Origin of the sequence: Bradyrhizobium viridifuturi, assembly GCF_001238275.1 — a bacterium.
In the GTDB taxonomy this organism is placed as follows: domain Bacteria; phylum Pseudomonadota; class Alphaproteobacteria; order Rhizobiales; family Xanthobacteraceae; genus Bradyrhizobium; species Bradyrhizobium viridifuturi.
The window spans coordinates 93,351-113,930 of record NZ_LGTB01000022.1 but is presented as its reverse complement, the minus strand read 5'-3'; the positions used below and the strand labels follow the sequence as shown (position 1 = coordinate 113,930).

The 20,580-nt window shown below is 65.8% G+C and carries 17 protein-coding genes and 3 pseudogenes; 9 read left to right on the top strand and 11 right to left on the bottom strand.

Features of this window, described 5'->3' with window-relative positions; genetic code table 11:
* Positions 1–121: 121 nt before the first annotated feature.
* The gene (dnaG, locus tag ALC15_RS20975) at positions 122–2,134 is read right to left on the bottom strand and encodes a DNA primase (RefSeq protein WP_050628915.1); all 2,013 of its coding nucleotides are present in this window, start codon (positions 2,132–2,134) and stop codon (positions 122–124) included.
* 167 nt (positions 2,135–2,301) lie between these two features.
* Here dnaG and ALC15_RS20970 point away from each other — a divergent pair, with 167 nt between their 5' ends.
* Positions 2,302–2,856, top strand: coding sequence for a chlorite dismutase family protein (locus ALC15_RS20970; protein WP_050628886.1), 555 nt, complete (start codon positions 2,302–2,304; stop codon positions 2,854–2,856).
* Between the two features lie 117 nt (positions 2,857–2,973).
* Here ALC15_RS20970 and ALC15_RS20965 read toward each other — a convergent pair.
* The 3 genes and pseudogenes from ALC15_RS20965 to ALC15_RS20955 all read right to left on the bottom strand — a co-directional run bounded on the left by ALC15_RS20965 (position 2,974) and on the right by ALC15_RS20955 (position 5,194).
* Positions 2,974–3,371, bottom strand: a pseudogene (locus ALC15_RS20965) (gamma-glutamylcyclotransferase family protein).
* A 105-nt stretch (positions 3,372–3,476) separates the two neighbouring features.
* The gene (locus ALC15_RS20960; RefSeq protein WP_050628885.1) at positions 3,477–4,289 is read right to left on the bottom strand and encodes a transglutaminase-like domain-containing protein; all 813 of its coding nucleotides are present in this window, start codon (positions 4,287–4,289) and stop codon (positions 3,477–3,479) included.
* A 2-nt stretch (positions 4,290–4,291) separates the two neighbouring features.
* On the bottom strand, positions 4,292–5,194 hold the full coding sequence (locus ALC15_RS20955) for a transglutaminase family protein (protein WP_050628914.1): 903 nt from the start codon (positions 5,192–5,194) through the stop codon (positions 4,292–4,294).
* Positions 5,195–5,298: 104 nt separating this feature from the next.
* Between ALC15_RS20955 and ALC15_RS20950 the strand changes: the two genes are divergently transcribed.
* Entirely contained in the window at positions 5,299–6,096 is a 798-nt protein-coding gene (locus ALC15_RS20950; protein ID WP_050628884.1) for an N-formylglutamate amidohydrolase, read from the top strand.
* A gap of 96 nt (positions 6,097–6,192) precedes the next feature.
* Complete coding sequence (locus ALC15_RS20945) at positions 6,193–7,968, top strand: adenylate/guanylate cyclase domain-containing protein (protein WP_244486179.1); 1,776 nt, start codon at positions 6,193–6,195, stop codon at positions 7,966–7,968.
* A 53-nt stretch (positions 7,969–8,021) separates the two neighbouring features.
* Here the strand turns inward: ALC15_RS20945 and ALC15_RS20940 are convergent, their stop codons facing one another.
* The 5 genes and pseudogenes from ALC15_RS20940 to ALC15_RS20920 form a co-directional block, all read right to left on the bottom strand.
* Entirely contained in the window at positions 8,022–8,204 is a 183-nt protein-coding gene (locus ALC15_RS20940; protein ID WP_050628882.1) for a hypothetical protein, read from the bottom strand.
* Between the two features lie 7 nt (positions 8,205–8,211).
* Entirely contained in the window at positions 8,212–9,375 is a 1,164-nt protein-coding gene (locus ALC15_RS20935; RefSeq protein ID WP_050628881.1) for a PepSY-associated TM helix domain-containing protein, read from the bottom strand.
* A 239-nt stretch (positions 9,376–9,614) separates the two neighbouring features.
* Positions 9,615–10,819, bottom strand: a pseudogene (locus ALC15_RS20930) (NAD(P)/FAD-dependent oxidoreductase).
* Positions 10,820–10,925: 106 nt separating this feature from the next.
* The gene (locus ALC15_RS20925) at positions 10,926–11,261 is read right to left on the bottom strand and encodes a hypothetical protein (RefSeq protein ID WP_050628880.1); all 336 of its coding nucleotides are present in this window, start codon (positions 11,259–11,261) and stop codon (positions 10,926–10,928) included.
* A gap of 97 nt (positions 11,262–11,358) precedes the next feature.
* Positions 11,359–12,305 (bottom strand): annotated as a pseudogene (locus tag ALC15_RS20920) (helix-turn-helix transcriptional regulator).
* Between the two features lie 286 nt (positions 12,306–12,591).
* Here ALC15_RS20920 and ALC15_RS46365 point away from each other — a divergent pair.
* From ALC15_RS46365 to ALC15_RS20905, 3 genes are all read left to right on the top strand, one after another.
* Positions 12,592–13,176 carry an RrF2 family transcriptional regulator gene (locus ALC15_RS46365; protein WP_050628879.1) on the top strand — a complete coding sequence of 195 codons (585 nt, stop codon included), beginning with the start codon at positions 12,592–12,594 and terminating at the stop codon, positions 13,174–13,176.
* A complete protein-coding gene (locus tag ALC15_RS20910) occupies positions 13,173–14,867 on the top strand; it encodes a PAS domain-containing sensor histidine kinase (RefSeq protein WP_050628878.1) in 1,695 nt (564 codons plus the stop codon). Before ALC15_RS46365 ends, ALC15_RS20910 begins: the two co-directional genes overlap by 4 nt.
* Before the next feature lie 114 nt (positions 14,868–14,981).
* Entirely contained in the window at positions 14,982–15,674 is a 693-nt protein-coding gene (locus tag ALC15_RS20905) for a response regulator transcription factor (RefSeq protein WP_244486178.1), read from the top strand.
* 18 nt (positions 15,675–15,692) lie between these two features.
* Here ALC15_RS20905 and ALC15_RS44850 read toward each other — a convergent pair whose 3' ends face one another.
* Positions 15,693–15,860 carry a hypothetical protein gene (locus ALC15_RS44850; RefSeq protein WP_167350157.1) on the bottom strand — a complete coding sequence of 56 codons (168 nt, stop codon included), beginning with the start codon at positions 15,858–15,860 and terminating at the stop codon, positions 15,693–15,695.
* 9 nt (positions 15,861–15,869) lie between these two features.
* A complete protein-coding gene (locus tag ALC15_RS20900) occupies positions 15,870–16,103 on the bottom strand; it encodes a DUF6894 family protein (protein WP_050628876.1) in 234 nt (77 codons plus the stop codon).
* A gap of 170 nt (positions 16,104–16,273) precedes the next feature.
* Between ALC15_RS20900 and ALC15_RS20895 the strand changes: the two genes are divergently transcribed.
* From ALC15_RS20895 to ALC15_RS20885, 3 genes are read left to right on the top strand one after another with little or no spacing between them, the layout of a single operon-like run.
* A complete protein-coding gene (locus ALC15_RS20895; RefSeq protein WP_050628875.1) occupies positions 16,274–16,936 on the top strand; it encodes a TetR/AcrR family transcriptional regulator in 663 nt (220 codons plus the stop codon).
* Positions 16,933–19,614, top strand: a complete 2,682-nt coding sequence (locus tag ALC15_RS20890) for a molybdopterin-dependent oxidoreductase (protein WP_050628874.1) — start codon at positions 16,933–16,935, stop codon at positions 19,612–19,614. The genes ALC15_RS20895 and ALC15_RS20890 overlap by 4 nt, the downstream gene beginning before the upstream one ends.
* Positions 19,611–20,534 carry an FAD binding domain-containing protein gene (locus ALC15_RS20885; protein WP_050628873.1) on the top strand — a complete coding sequence of 308 codons (924 nt, stop codon included), beginning with the start codon at positions 19,611–19,613 and terminating at the stop codon, positions 20,532–20,534. Before ALC15_RS20890 ends, ALC15_RS20885 begins: the two co-directional genes overlap by 4 nt.
* The last annotated feature ends 46 nt before the right edge of the window (positions 20,535–20,580 follow it).

The following is a 20,580-nucleotide window of genomic DNA, read 5'->3' as shown; positions in this document are numbered from 1 at the left end:
TTTCCATCTGCAATAGCCGCGAGGCTATTAAGTTTCGCTTAACCCTGTTTTTGCAGCCAAACCATGGATTTGGCGAGTCTTTTTGCGGGTTCGGCCAGCGCCGTCCGCAGCATTTTTGTTATCAGACATTACGCTGGAACCGGCCCGATAATTCGCCGAACCCTTCAATCAGGGCTTCGGTCCCATCGGCTTCTGCCATCCGGGCCTGGATATCCTGCAACCATGCCAGATTGGCCTCGCTGGAGTCTTCAGCCAAGGCTGCTTCCGCATCTTTTCTTTCCCTAAGTAAGGCGTGGGTTTTCTGATGCAAGGCAACGAGTTGACGCCAGGTCGATAAAACGTCCTCACGCGCGGCGCCAACCTGCGCCCCCCACACCGCCTGGGTTGTGATCGCCCGCTCAACCCTTTGAAGAATCTGAGATAATCCGCCCGCTTCGAGGTCGGATCGCATCTTCTCGGCCTGCTCCTCGACGTCAGGGGAATGGTGATGGTCGTGGGCAAAGGCCGCGATAATGGCGGCCCGGAGCTTGTGGGCCTCGGGATGGGCGAGCTCCAGCGCTGCCACCTCCTCGAGATGGTCGTGCAGCAGCCAGGGGTGATTGATCAGGCATTGCAGGATCAGGGCCTCGCGACGCGAGATCGCGCTGCGCTGGCCGCGCATGATCGGGCTGTTGGCGAGCTGGGGGCTCGCGGCCTGGTAGGGACCCCGTGCAATCCCGGGGGCGGCGCCGCCCTTGGCGCCGAACCGGCCGCCCTGGCCCGGTCCGCGCGGGACAAACTGACGGGGTGATTCGCCGCCGCGGCCGCCGCCGAAATTGCCCCTGCCGAAGCCGCCGCCGCGGCCATAGCCGCCACGTCCGCCCTCCGGGGCGAAATTGCGCTGCAGCCGCTCATGCAGGTCCTGCCGGTAATAGCGGCGCACCACCTCGTCCTGAATGCCGTTGGTCAGTTCGCCGATCCGCGCCTCCAGTGCCGCACGGCGCTCGGGGGTGTCGAAATTGCCGCCCTCGATCTCGCGCGACCAGATCATCTCGGCGAGCGGGCGCGCCGCCGAGATCACGTCTTCGATCGCGGCGCGGCCGCCGGAGCGTGCCAGATCGTCGGGGTCCTGGCCTTCCGGCAGCAGCGCGATCCGCAGGCTCTTGCCGGGCTTGAGCTGCGGCAAGGCAATGTCCGCAGCACGATAAGCCGCCTTCTTGCCGGCGCGGTCGCCGTCGAAGCAGAGGATCGGTTCGTCGACCATCTTCCAGAGCAGCGCGAGCTGGTTCTCGGTCAGCGCCGTGCCGAGCGGCGCAACCGCGCCGGGAAAGCCCGAGGTGACCATCGCGATGACGTCGACATAGCCCTCGACCACGATCAGCTGCGCACCGTCATGCGCGGCCTGGCGCGCCGTGAACAGGTTGTAGAGATTGTCGCCCTTGTGAAACAGCGTGGTTTCCGGCGAATTCAGGTACTTCGCCGGAACGTCCTTCTCCAGCGCGCGGCCGCCGAACGCGATAACGCGGCCGCGGGCGTCTGATATCGGGAACATGACGCGGTCGCGGAAGCGATCGAACGGCACCGGCTTGTCCTCGCCGGACACCAAAAGCCCGGCCTCCACCATGTCCTCGGTGGAGATGCCCTGCGCGCCCAGATGCTCCTTCAGCGCAAAGCGATCCGGCGGCGCGTAGCCCATCCGGAACTGGAGCTGGGTCGCCGGCGAGATACCGCGGTCGGCGAGATAGCCGCGCGCCTTGGCGCCATTGCGCGAGGCCAGCGTGTCGGCGAAGAACTTGGTCGCGAGTTCCATCACGTCGTGCAGGGTGCGGCGGCGCTGCTCGTGCCGCGCCGCATCCGGGCTCGCCGCCGGGATCGCCATGCCCGCCATCGACGCCAGGCGCTCGACGGCCTCCGGGAAGGTGACGCCCTCGGTCTGCATCACGAAGTCGAAGATGTTGCCATGCTGGCCGGAGGAGAAGTCGTGGTAGAAGCCCTTCTGGTCGTTGACCGTGAACGAGGGCGTCTTCTCCTGCTGGAACGGCGACAGCCCCTTCCACTCCCGCCCCGCCTTCTTCAGCTTGACGCGCTTGCCCACGACTTCCGAGACCGGAAGCCGGGCGCGCAGCTCTTCGAGGAATTGGGGCGTGAAACGCATCTGGCTCGGGTTCGGCTTCAATCGGACATCGATATAGTGACGAAGCCCCAAACCCATCAAGTTTGTCGGCCTTCACCCGTTATCCACACCCCGGGCCACCCCGAATGACAGTGGAGAGCCCACGCAGCGAGCTTGCCCCCTCCCCGGTTCCGGGATTGGATAGCGCTATGTTCACGACATTCAGAGGCGGTCAGAGCGGCGGTTGGCAGGTAACGTCCATCACGCGGGTGAAGGGCGAGACGCTGCCGAAGGTCGCGGCGCTGTCGATCGTTGCGAGCGACTCGATCGCGCTGCCGCTGCTGCCGGCGCAGACCTCCTGGCGGCTTGCCGGCGTCGCCAGCCATCTGCGCTACACCGAGAAGGAAGAGCGCGAGAAGCTTGCCGCCGTGCAGGCCGCGCTCGGCCGCAGCGAGGCGACGCACGCAGCGCTGATCCCGATCCGGAAATCCGCGGCGTGGTGGGAGCTGACCCAGGAGGAGCGGCGGGCGATCTTCGAGGACAAGTCGCACCACATCGCCGGGACCTTGAAATACCTGCCGGCAATCGCCCGCCAGTTGTTTCACGCCCGCGACCTCGGCATGCCCTTCGACTTCCTGACCTGGTTCGAATTCGCCCCCGAGCATGCCAGCCTGTTCGACGAACTGGTCGCCATGCTGCGCGCGACCGAGGAATGGAGCTTTGTCGAGCGCGAGGTCGACATTCGCGTCGAGCGGGAAGTGTGAAGCGCGCCGCGCGCTGTCATGCTGTATTGAATCGATCGCGCTGCAGCCCCCACCCTAGCCCTCCCCCGCAAGCGGGAGAGGGGACGCGGTTCCGATGCCGCCCGATCTCCACACTCGCTAGTGCTCCAAGAATTTTCCTGACGCGATCCGCGGCAGCTCGGTGACCGGCCAGTTGTAGAGATAGGTCCACGCCTCGCTCACGCTGCCGTCGGCAAGCGTGACCTTCAGCATCTCGCGGAGATATTCGGTCGGTTGCGGGAAGCCCTCGCCGCAGGCTCGTACATGTCGAATTCGCGCAGCATCGCCTCGCGCTCGCGCAGGCGGAACAGTTCGCCGTGCACGATATCGGCGGGATCGTCCGACACGACGAGGCCCGGATAATGCTTCACGAGGTAGAGCCGGCCGCGGCACTGCGCCGGCCCGAGGAATTCCGCATTGCCCGCGAGCAGCTTCGCCATCGGATGGTCGAAGCCGCGCATCAGCGTGCCGTAGACGAAGAGGAGATCGGAAGTCATGGCTCTCTATGTCATTGCAAGCGAAGCGAAGCAATCCATTGCGCAGCGTGCGGAGACATGGATTGCTTCGTCGCTAACGTTCCTCGCAATGACGGGGAAAACAGCTCAAGCCGCCACCACCTCATCCGTCACCACCACGAACTTCGCCAGCGTCATGCGGCCGAAGCTCGTGGTGAGCGCGACGTCGGCGGCGTCGCGGCCGGTCGCCATCAGGATGCGGCCGATCCGCGGCGTATTGTGGCGGGCGTCGAAGGTGTACCACTGGCCCGACAGATAGACCTCGAACCAGCCGGAGAAATCCATCGGCGCCGGATCCGGCGGCACCCCGATGTCGCCGAGATAGCCGGTGCAATAGCGCGCCGGAATGCCCATGCAGCGGCAGAACGTCAGCGCCAGATGCGCGAAGTCGCGGCAGACACCGGCGCGGCTCTCATAGACATCATGCGCCGACTTCATGTGATGGGCGTGCTGATAGCCGAATGTCACATGGTGATGCACGAAATCGGTGATCGCCTGCACCCGCGCCCAGCCGGGCTGTGTGTTGCCGAACAGCGACCAGGCGATGTCGGTCAGCTTGTCGGTCTCGCAATAGCGGCTCGGCATCAGGTAGAGCAGCATGTCGTCGGGCAGTTGCTCGACCGGGAGCTGCTGCGCCGCCGGGTTGACGACATCAGGCAATCCGGAATCGCGCACCAGCGCACTGCCATGGAAAGTGACGCCGCCGCTGGGGGCAACGAGCCGCCCGCAGACATTGCCAAAGCCGTCGCGATAGAGACCGATCGGGACATCCGGCTCGGTCGCAATGCGCTCGGTGCCGACGACGTCGGCGTAGCGCGACGGATGGATCGACAGCATGATCACCATCGGGGTCGGCTGCGGCGCCGTGTAGGTGATCTCGAAGCCGACCTTGATCTGCATCGTCAGACCGTCTCCCGCTCCGCCACGCTCTCGCCGACGGAGACGACCTTGATGTCGACGTCCATCGCCAGAAAGGCATCCGCAGCGCCGAGATAGACGCCATGCAGCGGGATCGCCTGGCGCGGATCGCGCGCCACCGCAACGCGGATCAGATCGCGCGTGCCGACGATGCCGTTGGTCGGATCGAACTCGATCCAGCCCGCGCTCGGCAGATAGACCTGCACCCAGGCGTGGGTCGAGCCGCCGCCGACATAGCCATGCGCGCTGCCCGGAGGCATCGCGAGATAGCCGGAGACGAAGCGCGCGGCGATGCCGAGCCGGCGCAGCGCCTCGATCATGAACAGCGCGTAGTCGCGGCAGGTGCCGGACTGCGTGCGCAGCGTGTCGAGCGGATGCTGGGTGCCCTGCTCGTACCGCTTGCGGTAGCTGAACGCCTCGCGGATGCCGTGGGTCATGTCGCTGAGAATCTTGAAGGTCAGCGTCGGCGCCTCGACATCGAGGAAGCGCCGCGCCCAGGCCGACAGCTCGCCGTTCGGGTCGCCATATTGCGGCGTGATGAATTGCTGCAGATCGGGGAATTCCTCGTCGTCGTAGAGGAACGGATAGAAGTACGCAGGGTCGTCCGGCGTCAGTGCGAACCTGTCGGCGGGATTGTGCTCCACCGTCGCGGTCGAGACAAAGGACAGCGTATCGGCGCGCTCGTCGAAGGCCGCGATCGCGACGCTGTTGCCGAACACGTCGTGAATCCAGCGCAGCGACATCGGCTGCGGATTGATCACAAGCGCACCGTCGAGGACGCGCAGATCATGGCCGTCGCGGGGGCGCAGCATGATGCGGTGTTCGCCGAACGCCACCGGGCGCGCGTAGCGATAAACGGTCTTGTGATGAATAGTCAGGAGCGGCATCTTCAAACAATCATCGTGATTTCGGGCCGCATAATCTATAGAGAAAGCTGCTCGATTCCAAACCAGCATGCCGCTTGAATAGGCAAAGTTGAGGAAAAAAGCCCTTGAATGACGGCGGCGGTCCATCGTTTCTGCTCGCAAGCACCGATGTTTCACCGGTTCTTGAACGTAATGCGGCCGGCCGCTCGCCGTTCCTATTCACCTGCGATCATTACGGCAGGCTGATTCCCTCCCCGCTCGGCGATCTCGGCCTGCCCGAAAGCGAGCTGGTCCGGCACATCGCCTGGGACATCGGCATCGCCGGCGTCGCCACGCAGCTCTCCGACCTGCTCGGCGCGCACCTGATCGCGCAACGCTACTCGCGGCTGGTGATCGACTGCAACCGGCCGCCGCATGTCGCAAGCTCGGTCCCGCTGATCAGCGAAGCCACCACCGTTCCGGGCAATGAAGGCCTGTCACGCGAGGCCGCCGAGATACGCCGCGCGCAGATCTTCGATCCCTATCACCAGCGCATCGACGACATCATCGACGAACGTGCGCGACAGGGCATGCCGACCGTGCTGGTGTCGCTGCACAGCTTCACGCCGGTCTATGCCGGCATCGCACGTCCCTGGCACATCGGCACGCTGTATCACCACGACAAGGCTCTGCCGCCGCTGCTGCTGAAGCATCTGCGCGCCGAGGGCGATCTCGTGGTCGGCGACAACGAGCCCTACGCGGTCAGCGACGAGACCGACTACACGATCCCGGTGCATGGCGAGAAGCGCGGCCTGATGAATTCGGGCATCGAGATCCGTCAGGACCTGATCTCCGACCAGGCCGGCGAGACCGCATGGGCCGAGCGGCTGGCGCGCGTCCTCGGCGAGATCGAGACGACGCTGCGCGCCGAAGCGCTGATCTAGCGTTTCGAACGGCCGGTCAGGGCGCGGCGCCCCTAGCCCGGAGGCAACCCGGCGTGCTTTAATCCCCTGGCTTGAACTTCCTGCTAGGACAGTTCCGTGGCACCCGAGCGAGTGGAAAGGCGACTGGCAGCAGTGTTGGCGGCGGATGTCGCCGGCTACAGTCGTCTGATGGGAATTGACGAGGAAGGCACGCTCGCCCGGCTCAAGGCCATCAGAAAGGAGCTCATCGACCCGACGATCGCCGCTCATCGAGGCCGCATCGTCAAGACGACCGGCGACGGCATGCTGGTCGAATTCGGTAGTGCCGTCGATGCCGTGCGCAGCTCCGCGGAGGTTCAGAGCAGAATGGCGGAGCAGAACGCCTCCGCAGCGCCACAGCAGCGGATCGAGTTTCGCATCGGCATTCACGTCGGAGACATCATCATCGACAGCGGCGACATCTTCGGCGATGGCGTCAATATCGCCGCTCGGCTCGAGAGCATTGCCGACCCGGGCGGCATATGCCTGTCCGACGACGCCTACCGGCAAGTCCGGAGCAAGGTCGAAGCAACTTTCGAAGACATGGGCCAGCAGAACCTGAAAAACATCGCCGAGCCGGTCCGCGCCTGGCGAATGAAGATCGGCGCCGGAACTTCGCCTGAGCGTCATCCGGCTGCCGCGGAGTCGCACCATCTCCGCCCATCCTCCGGAAAACCGTCTATCGCGGTATTGCCGTTTCAGAACATGAGCGGCGACAGCGAGCAGGAGTATTTCGCGGACGGGATTGCGGAAGACGTCCTCACGACCCTGTCAAAGATTCAGGAATTGATGGTGATCGCTCGCAACTCGAGCTTCGCGTTCAAAGGGCAGAACAGGGACATTCGCGAGATCGGCCAGATACTGGGCGCTCGGTATCTGCTGGAAGGAAGCGTTCGAAAGATCGGCAATCGCGTCAGGTTGACGGCGCAGTTGATCGATGGTCGCGACGGCGGCCACCTCTGGGCGGATCGCTTTGACGGAGACCTGGACGACGTGTTCGATCTTCAGGATCGAATTACGCAAGAGATCGTCGAAGCACTTGAAGTCCAGTTGACGGTCGGCGAACGCGCACGGATATGGAGAAAACGCTCCGGCAGTCCACTGGCTTATGAGTATGTTTTGAAGGGACGCGCACTCTACGTCAATTTCTCAAGGCAAACCCACGCACAAGCCCGGAAGCTTTTTGAGCAAGCGCTGGAGATCAACCCCGCCTTTATGCCGGCACTCTATCTGTTGGGCCTCACTCTGACCGATCAAGCGCGCTTCGGTTGGACGAAAGCCGAAAATGAAACGTATCAGGCCGCGCTGGACTGCGCCGATCGGGCGCTCGCCGCCGACACCAGCTTCGGCGAAGCATACCTGGTCATCGGCTATGTTCGCACCTTTCAACGCCGCCATGACGAGGCCGTGGCGGCAGGAGAAACGGCGATCAGCCTCGCTCCCAGCAGCTCCGATGCCCATCACATGGCTGGCATGTATCACGGCTATGCTGGCAATTTCCGAAAGGCCGTCGTCTATGAAGAGCACGCCCAGCGGCTCAGTCCGATCGAGCGCAATGAATCCATGGTCGACGAAGCGCGAGCAAGATTCCATCTCGGCGATTTCACGGTGGCGCACGAGATTGCCTCCCACGTATTGAAACAGCGGCCGCTCTGGCTGACCGCGCAATCGACGCTCATAGCGACGCTCTGGAATCTCGGCCGGCAGGACGAAGCGCGCGCCGCCGCGGCCGACTTGCTGGGGGGCCATCCCAATTTCACCCTGGCGCGCTGGGCGCGGCTGCTTCCGTATCGCCGGCAAGACGACCTGGACGCATTGGTCACTCCCTTGCGGATGGCGGGGCTTCCGGAGTGAGGCTCCGTCACTCCGGCAAGTATCCTCGAGCCGCGATCGGGGGCGTGCTTGGCTCAATTCGGCCGGCGGCGCCAGATGAACACGAGATAGAGCAGCACCGGCAGGCCGAGCGCCGCCCATGAGACGGCATCCCACCAGCCGTCACCGACCAGCGCGCTGATCAAGCCCACCGTGCTCACGATTGCGATCACGAGCGGGGCGACGAAGATCTGGGTCAATGAGCGATGTGCGACCATGCTGACGTCACGCGGTGAACGCGGGCTTGTCGATCGCGCCGGCGTTGGCGATGGCGCGCTCTTGGCTCACGCCCGCCTTGCGCCGGCGCATCCACAAATACACGCCGGTGACGAGGATGAAGATGGTGAGGATGTCGAGCAGCGCCCAGACGATCTTGAGCGGCATGCCGCCATAGTCGCCGAAATGCAGCGGCTGCGAGATGTACAATGTCGACACATACCAGGGCATGTCGCGGCTGTCGGTCAGCGTGCCGGTCTCCGCATCGATCAACGCGGGCTTCAGGAGCCGCGAGGTCAATGGCGTATCGCCGTGCAGGAACACCGCATAGTGGCTCTTGCTGCTGAACAGGGTCCCCGGGAATGCGACGAAGCTCGGCGTCATGCCGGGCACCGTATGCCTCGCCACCTCGACCGCGCCGTTCAGCGAGGTCAGCTTCGACGGCACCGGGCGGTCCTTGTACTGCGCGGTCATCTCGGCGAGCTGGCCGAACTGCCACATCTTGAGCACGAGGTCCGCCCAGGTGTTGATGACGCCGGTGAAGCCCACCACCAGCGTCCAGGCGACCAGCAGGATGCCGGCGAGATTGTGCACGTCGAGCCAGCGCACGACGCGGGTGCGCTGCGCACGGTAGGCGCCGAAGCGCAGCTTCCGCATCGACGGCGCGTAGACCACGATGCCGGAAACGATCGCGACGCAGAACAGGATGCCCATCAAGCCGAGGAACAGCTTGCCGGGTAGCCCCGCGAACATGTCGGTGTGCAGCTTCAGCATGATGTAGGTGAAGCGGCCGGTCACATCGGGGGAATCGAGATAGGCGCCGCTATGCGTGTCCATCCGGATCAAGAGGTTGTTGACCGGATCGGCGTCGATCGTCGGGCCGACGCTGACCCATATCGCGCCGGGCTCGTCGCGATCCCAGATCAGAAAGTGCGGTACCTTGCCCGGCGCCTGCGCGAGCGCGTTGGCGAGCAGATGGTCGAGATTGGCCGGCGGCGTGCCGGCCGGCATTTCGGCCGGCTTGACCGAACTGTGCAGGAGATCGTCGATCTCATCATGGAAGATCAACGGCAGGCCGGTGATGCACAGCAGCAGCATGAACAATGTGCAGATCAGGCTGGTCCATTTGTGGACGGCGCCCCATCGCCGCAGGGATTTGGTCGTCGCAGTCAACGTCGCTACCTAATTCCGGAGTCTCCATTCTTGCCTAACACGATGTCGGATGCGCGCAGCAGCGCGTCGATTAGAACTCATCCAGTAACGGGCTTATCATTGATCGTGTTGCGATCGCGCAACGAAGGCCGCCGCGACCTGCGACGATGCGTCCCGTCTTTCGGCGCTGTCGTTAGGATGGTTCTAAACTGAATCGATGGCCGCGCCCTGTGCAAGGCGCGGCCATCGACCAACCAGCCTCAGAGATCGACGACGCGCTCCGGATCGGCGGCTGCGAGCGCTGCCGCCCGCTCGGCGCGCGGCGGATAGATCCAGACGGTGTTGATCTCCCGCTTGGTCTTCTTGGCGACGTCGCGACCAGTTCGACCTTGCGTTCCCAGCCGCGGGTGAACAGCGCGCCGGCCTCGCCGAGGTCGAGGCAGGTGACGTAGACCTTCTGATGATACGGCCTGGTCGGGACGCCGAGCAGCTCGGCCGCGGCATTGTTGCCGGCGAAGGCGCCCATCCGCGTCGCGTGCTGGCACGACATCAGCGCATAGTTGCCGACGTCGTCGCACGCGGCCCGCGCCGCATCGCCGGTGGCGAACACGCCTGCAACCGACGGCACGCGCAGCTCGCGATCGACCAGCAGCCGGCCGAAATTGTCGCGCTCGGCAGGGACCTGCTGGGTCAGCGGCGCGGCGCGAAGGCCGGCCGACCACACCACGGTCGCGGCCTCGATATGCTCGCCATTGGAGAGCGTGACGCCGGACTTGCTGATCTCGGCGACGCCGGCGCCGAACCGGCCCTCGACCCCGAGCTTGCGCATCGCGTCCTCGATGACCGGGCGTGCATCCGCACTCATGTCATGCGCGATCGCAGCGCCGCGATCGACGATGACGACGCGGGGCTTCGCGTCCTTGCCGAGGATGTCCCGCAGGCGCGCCGGCATCTCGGTCGCCGCCTCGATGCCGGTGAAGCCGCCGCCGGCAACGACGACGGTGTCGCGCGCTGCCGAGGCCGGCTGCCTGGCGAGGCCGTGCAGATGCCGGTCGAGCGCGACCGCGTCCTCGAGGCTGTCGACGCTGAAGCCGTGCTCGGCAAGGCCCGGCACGTTCGGACGAAACAGCCGGCTCCCGGTCGCCACCACCAACCGGTCGTAGGGCAGCGTCTTGCGCGCGTCCCTGGCGGTGACGATCTGCACGGTGCGCGCCTTGGTGTCGATCGCCTCGGCGCTGCCCTGCACATAGACGACGTCGATCGCGTTGAAGATGTCGAGCAGCGGCGCGGTGAGCGTTTCCGGCATCGGCTCGTAGAGCCGCGGGCGGACCACGAGGGTCGGCTGCGGCGCGACCAGCGCGATCTCGAGTTCCTCGGGCGATACGCCCTGGATGTCGCGCAGGCGGGCTGCAGATAGTGCGGCATACATGCCGGCAAAGCCGGCTCCGACGATAACCAGTCGCATATAATATCTCCTTTGGGTTGGCAGTCTCTGATGTCCGCGCGTCGCCGCCGCTGATGGGTCTTGCGGCGATCTCGGCGCGAATGGGGTGAGGCAATGCGGCGACCGCCTAGCGACGCTCGGCGCAGCCCGACACGAACGACGTTGGAGCGGCCGTCTCGCAAGCTGGACGACACGCGTCAGAGGCGAGCGATCCGCCGCGGCGGAAGGCGATCGGTTGGACCGCGGCCGCGAGCCAGTCCCCGTCAACGATCGGGGCGTTGTCGTTGATCATGACCGACGTGATGGGATTGGCACCCTGAAACGCCTGTGCCGAAGCATCCGTGTCTGCACTCGTTGTCGACGTCAAGCGAACGGTCAGCGTCAGCCCGTACATGAGCGCAGTCGCCACAATCCGCCGTCGGCGCGTGATTGCAAGAGAACTGCCGAAATCCTTCCAAACCATCGCTTGTCTCCGTTGTTCGCATGGGCGCCACGGTGATCTAGCGAATGGGGCTTGTGAGCGCCCAAGAGCGATTGCCTGACCTGAAGAGCGATTGCGGCTACCGCAGCCGCCGCCGCCAATCGCTCGGGGTCTCACCGGTCAGCTTCCGGAACGCGGCGGCAAATGAGGTCTGCGAGCCGTAACCGAGTGCCGCGGCGACTGAGACGACGGATGCATCGGTGTCGCGCAGCATGTTCATGGCCTGCTCGAGCCGGTGCTGGCGCAGCCAAGCATGCGGCGAGAGCCCGGTGCTTTCCTTGAAGGCGCGGCAGAAGTGAAAGCGCGATAGGCCGACATCCGTTGCCAATGCCGCGAGCGAGACGTCGGCCTCGCCGTCCGAGCGCAACCGCTCGATGGCACGGCGCAGCGCCTGCGGCGCCAGCCGCCGCCAACCGACCGGACCGGCGCCGGCGCGCCGGTGTGGGCCGCCAGCAGCCGCGTGGCCAGAAGATCCGTCAGTTGCTGCCTGAACAACGTATCGAGGGCCTCGTTGCCCTGCAGCGCATCCGCCGCGCTCAACAGCAATCGGGACGTAATGGGGTCCGGATGCGCCGTCCGCTCTAGCAGATCAGTCGATGGGACGTCGGCCTCGTCGGCGACGCGCGCGAGCGTCGTCCGGGGAAGATAGAGCTGAACGACGTCAACGGGTTTCGGAATATCCCATCGGGAGCTTGATCCCTCGGGTATGATGATCAGGACCCCGGGACGAAACGTGCCGATTGCGACCGACCGTCCCGACCGGCGCTCCATGCGCTGCATCGTACCATTGTAGGCCATGATCACGTGGTGGCTCATGGGCTCGACGACGTCGTGCAGCGGCTCGTGTTTCCAGTGGGCGATCCCGCCACCGGCGGCATCCAAGGCCATGCGAAACGGAGTGGTGCCGAGCACGCGCGCCATCTCCACATCGGCGGCACGATGCTCGGTACTCGGCTGCTTGGCCTGACGCGCCTCGGACGAAGGCGGCAAACTCTCTGAGACATCACGCAACAGCAGCTCGGTCATGGTATCGGGCTCGTCTTCGGAGCAGGAAATTTCGATCGAAGCGACTGCCACGTTCGTCAAACCGCCGATACCGTGCGCGAGGATAGGTTGCCTGTACCGAGGGTTAGGTCGACTGGGCCCCGCACGCCGAGGGAACGCCAACGCATGCGCCGGAATACGTTGCCGCTTCAGCAGCTTAGGGCGGCATCGACGCATCGCCGCCATCACGGCGTCGTGGATCCGCATAACTCGGACAAATGCTATCCGCGTATTGCATGGCAAAACTCGGACTGATATAGTCCGCGTCATGGCACACGTCACCGTGAGCGTCGAATACGGCATCCATTGCCTGCTGTGGCTGGTCGGCTCCGGCGACAAGCCGTTGAGCAGCCGTGACCTCGCCGAATTGCAGGGCATTTCGCCGAGCTTCGTCGCCAAGATATTTCCGAAGCTGGAGAAGGCCGGCATCGTAAGGGCATCCGAAGGCGCCAGAGGCGGATATGTGCTCGCGAAGGCGCCGAAACAGATCAGCTTCCTGGACATCGTCGATGCCATCGAGGGCGATAAGCCGCTGTTCGACTGCCAGGATGTCCGCTTGCGATGTCAGCTGTTCGGCGCAAGACCGCCGACATGGGCCGCGAAGGGAACGTGCGCCGTTCACGCCGTAATGCTTCGCGCGGAGAAGGCCATGCGCGACGCCCTGGCCGAACAGACCCTCGCCGACGTTGCGCAGCGTTTCGGGCGTACCGCACCCGCAGCGTTCTTCGGGGACGTCCAGGACTGGATCAGCGACCGCGTCAAGGATCGCCCCCGAAGATCCGACCCGACCGACGGTCCCAACAAGTCGCCGAAGCGACGACCGCGCAGGTCGAAGCGGGAGAGCGGCCGATGACGGGCACGTCGCGTTTCGCTGAGGATTTCGGCTTCGCCCTGTCGGGTTGCGGTGTCGGACTGCTGCTGGCTGGGTCGGCGCTTGGGCTGACCGGCCTCTGGGCTGCCGTCGCGGCGTGCTGTTGCATTCTAGTCGGCATCTGCTGCATCTGGTCCGGGCGCCGGCGGACGAAGCGCACAGACAAGGCCGAGCAGGCACTGCGCATCATCGAAAGCATGCCGGCGCTCGCATGGTCGACCGATGCCCGCGGCAAATTTCTCTATATGAGCCGCCGTATCAGGACCCTCACGGGGCTCTCCAAGAAGGACCTGTCGCCGCTTGGACGGGACGCCTTCGGCGTCAGAAACCTCGCTCATCCCGATGACTATGATCGGCTCGTGGCAGCCTGGCAGCACAGCCTCGCGACCGGCGATCACTATGATCTGGAGCATCGCATTGCGATGGCGGACGGCGTCTATCGCTGGTTCCGCAATTTCGCATCGCCCGAACGCGATCAGGACGGGCGGATTGCCGCCTGGTACGGCACCACCATCGATGTCGACGACGAGAAGCAGGCCGAGGCAGCCCTGCTCGAACGCGAACAGCAACTGTCCCGACTGGTCGATTCGGTACCCGGCCTCATCTGGAGCCTGGCCCCGGACGGCGAACCCACCTACTTCAACAAGCGAATGGCGCAATTCACGGGGCTGTCGATTGACCAATTGAGTCATCTCGACGCTGGACGGCTCGCAGCGACGATCAAGATCATCGTGCATCCGGATGACGCCGTCGTCGTCACCGACGCGGTTCGCGGTTCGATGGTGAGCGGCGAGCCGTTCTCGTTGAAACATCGGCTTCGTCGCTCGGACGGCGTGCATCGCTGGGTGGAGGCACGCGCTGCGCCGATGCGCAATGCTGAAGGTGTCGTGGTGCAATGGTACGGCGTCTGTCTCGATATCGAAGATCAAGTCCAGGCGCAGGACGATCTGCGGCGAACCCGGGACACCCTGGGACGCGCAAGCCAGGCGGCCAGCCTGGCGGAGCTCTCCGCTTCGATCGCCCACGAGGTCAATCAGCCTCTCGCCGCCATCGTCGCCAATTCGCACGCCTGCCAACGGTGGCTGGCCGCGGATGCGCCGAATGTCGAACGCGCGCAACTGATCGTTACGCGCATCATTCGCGACGCCAATGCAGCCGCGGACGTGGTCAGCCGCATTCGCGCACTGTTCAAACAATCGACGCAAGAGAAGCGACGCGCGACGCTCGGCGAGATCATCGCGGAAGCACGTGATCTGATGATCGACGCCGCACGGCAGAGCCGCGTCAGCGTCGCGATGCAGATCGAGGCCGCCCTGCCCGCCGTGGTCTGCGACCGGATCCAGATCCAGCAGGTCTTGATCAATCTCATACGCAATGCGATCGAGGCCATGGAGGGCCTCGGAGACGCCAAGCCGCTTGCCATCCGCGCGCGCAGATCCGGCGGCAGCGTGCGGATCGAGATCAGCGATCGCGGTCCCGGGGTGGAATCGCCGGACCGGATATTCGAGCCGTTCGTAACGACGAAGACGGACGGCATGGGAATGGGGCTCGCAATCTGCCGCTCCATTGTCGAAACCCATGGCGGCCGGCTGTGGACGGAGACCGGCCCTGCCGGCGAGACAACGTTCACGTTCACATTGCCGGTGGAGGCCGACGAGGCCGTCGCAGTGTGATGACCGCGCATCGAACGTCGGTCATCGCCGTCGTTGGTGACGACCCAAAGATGCCGGAGCAACTGTTCTAATCGGGGAACTGGCGCGTGGCGCTAGTCCGATGAGGAGGAAGATATGACACATGAACTCGAGACGTCGCAGAACCCCGATTCGGGTCGGATGCGGCCAAACGACGAGGCCGAGCGGCCGCTTGTCATCATCGTGGACGACGATCCGGCGGTTCGCGAAGGCGTGCAGGAACTGATGTTGTCGGCCGGCATGGAGTGCGCCTGCTTTGCCTCGCCGCAAGAACTGTTCGCGGCAAGCGTATGGGAGAGGCCCGGGTGCCTGATTCTCGACGTTCGGATGCCGGGATCGAGCGGTCTCGATCTGCAGCACCAACTCGCAGCGAACGGCAAGCGCAAGCCGATCGTGTTCCTGACCGGCCACGGCGACATCCCGATGACGGTCCAGGCCATGAAGGCCGGCGCCGTCGACTTTCTGACCAAGCCGGTGCGCGATCAAACCCTGCTGGATGCGGTGACCGCCGGGATCAGGAAGGATCTCGCGCAACGCGCCGATGCCCGGGCCGCCGAACGCACGGTCCGACGGCTGGAATCGCTTTCTCCGCGCGAACGCCGGGTGCTCTACGAGGTTGCGCGCGGCCGTGCGAACAAGCAGATCGCCTTCGATCTCGGCATCAGCGAAGTGACAGTAAAGCTGCACCGCGCCAACGTGATGCGCAAGATGCAGGCGAGCTCGATCGGCGATCTGGTTCGCATCTGGGAATCCCTGCCGGCCCCGATGCGCGAGACCTGCTCGGCCTAGCCAGGATCGGGGCCGCGTTCAGCCGGCTGCCGCGGCGTGAACGGCGTGCTTGGCGCGCCATTTGGGGCCCGGCCCGCGCATGTAGTGGAGCTCGGGGCGGTAGGGATCGCGAATTCGCGCGATCAGATTCTGCCAGCCGGTCGCGATCGCGTTCAGGCGGCGGCAGAGAGGCAGCAATGACGGCATGGCTGCCTCTCAGTGCGGTTTGCCGAGAACGAAGGCGAACGGCAGGATGACGATCTCCTCGCCGGCCTCGTCGCTGACATGCACGGCCCAGTCGCGCCAGTCTTCCAGACTGACCGTCGCGACCAGCGAGCGCATCATGCGGGTCGCGGCCTCGCAGGCCTCGGAGAGGTTGTCGACCGAGGTGCCGCGGCGATCCATCAGCACGCCGCGCGTATTCGAGCAATGGAAATAGACCTGTGTCATGTCCGTATCCTCGCAAGCGCCGGGCGATCGGGCTCGCCCTTGCATGACGAAGCTTTACGCAGGCCGGGCGGGACGATCCGTGACGCGGCTCACACGGGTGCGGGCGCCGCGGCGGGCCGCCTCACCAAATCGCGATTTGACAATTCTCCTATATTTGTCAAATTCGTCAAATGGGACCGAAGACCCGCATCCTCGATGCCACCATGCTGGTGTTCCGCCGGCACGGCTTTCGCCGCTCCTCGATCGAGCAGGTCGCCGAGGCGGCCGGCCTGACGCGGCAGGCGCTCTATCATCATTTCGAATCCAAGGAAGCGCTGTTCCGCGCCGTGATCGAGCGCATCCATGAATCCGCGATCGCTGCCGAGGAGGCAGCCGTGGCCGAAGCCGAGACGGCGGGCGGCAATCTCGGCGACATCCTTGCCGCGGGCATGACCGCGCGGATGTCGACCATGATCGGATCGCTGGATGGCTCGCCGCATCTCGAGGAACTGTATTCCGAACACCTCGTGCACGCCCGCGACCTCTACCAGACCTATGCGGCGCGATATGCGGAGCGGATGGTCGCGACGATCGCGCGGAACGTGCGCCGGCAGCAGCTCGCGCTGCCGCAAGACCTGTCGCCGGCCGAATTCGGCCGGCTGGTCGAGATGTCGATGTACGCAGCGAAATCGCAGTACCCGGCAATGCAGCCGGCGGACGCGTTCCTGAAGGACATGGCGATCATGGTGCGAACGCTCTGCGCGGGCGTCGTACCGAAATCCGAGAAGCCGCCCACCAAGAAGGCGGCGCCCGCAAAGAAGCCGACACGCAGGACAACTGGAGGACAGTCATGACCACGACGACCGTCAACGGCCGCGTCGAATCCCTGCCCGATGATCCCGATGCGCTGCTGATCGACATCGTGCGCGACCAGCTCAAGCTCACCGGCACCAAGCTGGTGTGCGGCGCCGGCGTCTGCGGCGCCTGCACGGTGCTGGTCGACGGCGCGCCGGTCGCAAGCTGCCTGATGCCGGCGCAGGCCGCGGCCGGCAAGTCGGTGACGACGGTGGAGGGCATCGGCGCCGCAGGGCTGCATCCGGTGCAGAAGGCGTTCATGGCGCATGACGCCCTGCAATGCGGCTTCTGCACGCCGGGCTTCATCGTTGAGGCGACCGCGTTCTGCGACCAATGGCGCGCGACCAGGGGAACGGCGGTGCCCTCGCGCGAGGAGATCGGCGCGGCGCTGTCCGGCCATCTCTGCCGCTGCGGCGCCTATGACGGGATTTTCCGCGCGGTCGCGGATGCCTGCGCCGGCCGCTTTGACGGCGACCATGTCGCAGCGCCCCGCATCGAGGCGCGCGACAAGGTGACGGGCGCGGCGAAATACACCGTCGACATCAACCATGACGGCCAGCTCGAAGGCCTGATCCTGCGCTCGCGCGAGGCGCATGCGCGCATCGCCGCGCTCGATCTGGCTCCGGCGCGCGCGCTCGCGGGCGTCACCGCGGTGTCGCTGCTCGGCGACGACAAGGTCGTGCGCTATGTCGGGGAGCCGATCGCGGCGGTCGCGGCAAAGGACCGCAAGACGGCGCTGGCCGCGCTCGCTGCGATCAAGCTGACCTACGACAAGCTGCCGGCGGTGGTCGGGCTCGACGCCGGACGCAAGGACGGCGCGCCAGTGGTGTTCGACAAGGCGAGCCGCAAGCGGGCCGGCAACGTCTCGGAGGCGGCCGGCGGCCCGGCGCCGTGGAAGCAGAACATCCGCGGCCCGACCGCGGTGTTCTCGACCCGCGCCAAGAAGGCGCGCAGCTGGGTCGACGAGGCACGCCAGGCCAATAACAAGCTCCTGGTCGAAGCCACCTTCCGCACCGCCACGCAGCAGCATGTCTGCCTCGAACCCCATGCCGCGGTGGCGCGCTTCGACGGCGACCGGCTGACGCTGCACGCCTCGACCCAGCAGGTGTTTCACCTGAAGGAGCAGATCGCCAAGCGCTACAAGCTCGATCACGACAAGGTCCGTGTCATCGCCGATCACGTCGGCGGCGGCTTCGGATCGAAGGCGAGCCTCGGCACGGAGACGATTGCTGCGATCGAGCTGGCGCGCGAGGCGAAGGCGCCGGTGCGCGTTGCCTACGACCGGCAGGAGGAGCTCTCGGTCGCCGGCTATCGGCCGGCCGCGGAGCTGAAGGTCGCGCTGCTGCCGTCCGACCAGGGCGGCCTGAAGGCGCTCTCCGTCACTGCGCATGCCGATACGGGCGCCGCGACCAATTCGACCATCGCCGGCCTGGCACGGCTGATCTATCCGGCCGAGGCAAAGGACCTGTCGGATTTCGACGTCATCAGCAATCTGCCGCCCGGCGCCGCCTTCCGTGGCCCCGGCGGGCCGCCGATGGCCTTCGCGGTGGAGCAATCGATCGACGAGGCCGCGCAGCGGCTCAAGGTCGATCCGATCGCCCTGCGCAAGCGCTGGGATCCCGATCCCAACCGCCAGCGGCTCTACGACTGGGCCTCCGGGCTCGATATCTGGCGCAATCGCAAACCGGCACAGACCGGCCGCTATCGCCGCGGCATCGGCGTCGCCACCGGCTACTGGCTCTATCTCTGGCAGCCCAATGTGAAGGTCGAGGTCGCGGTCAAGGCCGGCCGCATCGTCGCCAGCACCGCGACGCAGGACATCGGCACCGGCACCCGCAGCGTGCTGGCCGACACCATCGCGCGCGAGTTCGATCTCGAACCGTCTGACATCGATGTGCGGATCGGCGATTCCTCGCTGCCCGAAGGGCCCGGCTCCGGCGGCAGCCGCGTCACCGCCTCGGTGATGCCGCCGACCTTGCAGGCGGTGCGGAAACTGAAGGCTCAAATCCTCGAACAGGCGACACGAAAGCCTGCGCCCGGCTCGAACGCGCCCTGGCGCGAGCTGATCGCGCGCTCGCCCGATATCGCCGTCGTCGAGACGCGCGGCGAGGACGGCAAGAACACCGCGCCCGGCATCCGCTCGCCGCTGCGCGAGGTCGGCCTGATGGGCATGGTGTTCGGCTGGATGATGCGCCGCTTCTCCAACATCGCGGTCGGCGCCGGCGTGCCGAGCTCGGTGCAGGTGATCGAGGTCGAGGTCGACACCTGGCTCGGCCATGTCCGCGTGCTCAACGTCCACACCGGCATCGCGGTCGGCAAGATCGCTTCTCCCGCGCTGGCGCGCAGCCAGGCCTGCGGCGCTGTGATCCAGGGCCTCGGCTACGCGCTCTACGAAGCGCGCGAGCTCGATCCGAAGACCGGCGACGTGCTGACCGCGGGGATGGAGGACTATCGCATCCCGGGGATCGCCGACACGCCGGAGATCGATGTGCATTTCGACGAAGCCGGCTTCGACCATGTGCTCGGCAACAGCGTCGGCATCGGCGAGGCCTCGACGGTGCCGACCTCTGCCGCGGTCGCCAACGCGATCCACGATGCGATCGGCGTCCGCCTCACCGAGATTCCGATCCGGCCCGACCGCATCGTCGCCGCGCTGAAGGGGAGGACCGCCGCATGAGCGCCGCAACTGCACCGGCAATGACCGCCCCCGAATTCCGTGCCGCCGGCACCGACCTGTCGGAGCGCCGCCGCAGCGGCCTGTCGTGCGGAGAGGTGATCGATCTCACCGCCAGTCCCGAGACGATCGGGGTCGCGTGGAATGCGGACGGCTCGGCGCGGGTCGGCGCGCTGACCGCGATCGCGGCGATCGCATCGGACGCGCGGCTCGCCCAAGCCTATCCCGGCATCACGGCTGCCGCACTGGGGCTCGCCACGCCGCAGATACGGCACATGGCGACGCTCGGCGGTAACCTCGCGCAGCGCTCGCGCTGCTGGTACTACCGCAATCCGCAGATCGCCTGCCTCAAGAAAGGCGGCGCCGACTGCCCGGCGCGATCGGGCAACCACCTCTATCACGTCGCGTTCGATCTCGGTCCGTGCGTGGCGCCGCATCCGTCGACGATGGCGATGGCGCTGATGGCCTATGGCGCAAAGGTTACCACCGACCGGCGCAGCGGATTGTCGATCACCGACCTGCTCGGCGACGGCAGCAACGGCGCGGCCGACAATCTGCTTGCGCCGGGCGAACGGATCGAGCAGATCGAGCTCCCTGCCCCGCTCGCCGGCGAGTGCGCGCACTACAAGCGCGCCATCAGCCGCTCCTATGCGGAATGGCCGCTGGTCGAGGTCTGCGCGCGGGCGGTGATATCAGGCGGCACATTCCGAGAGGTCCACATCGCCGTCGGCGGCATCGCGCCGGTGCCGCTGCAGCTCACCGCATGCGCGACTGCGCTGGAGGGAAAGCCGGCCACTGCCGCGACCATCGCACAAGCCGCCGAGCTGGCAACATCGGGAGCCAAGCCGCTGCCGATGACCGGCTACAAGCTCGAGCTGCTAACCGGCCTGGTGCGCGACGTAATGGAGCGGATCGCGACGTAGCGCGTGATGCGACCAGGTCGGAGAGCGACGGCGCTGCGCTCCCTCG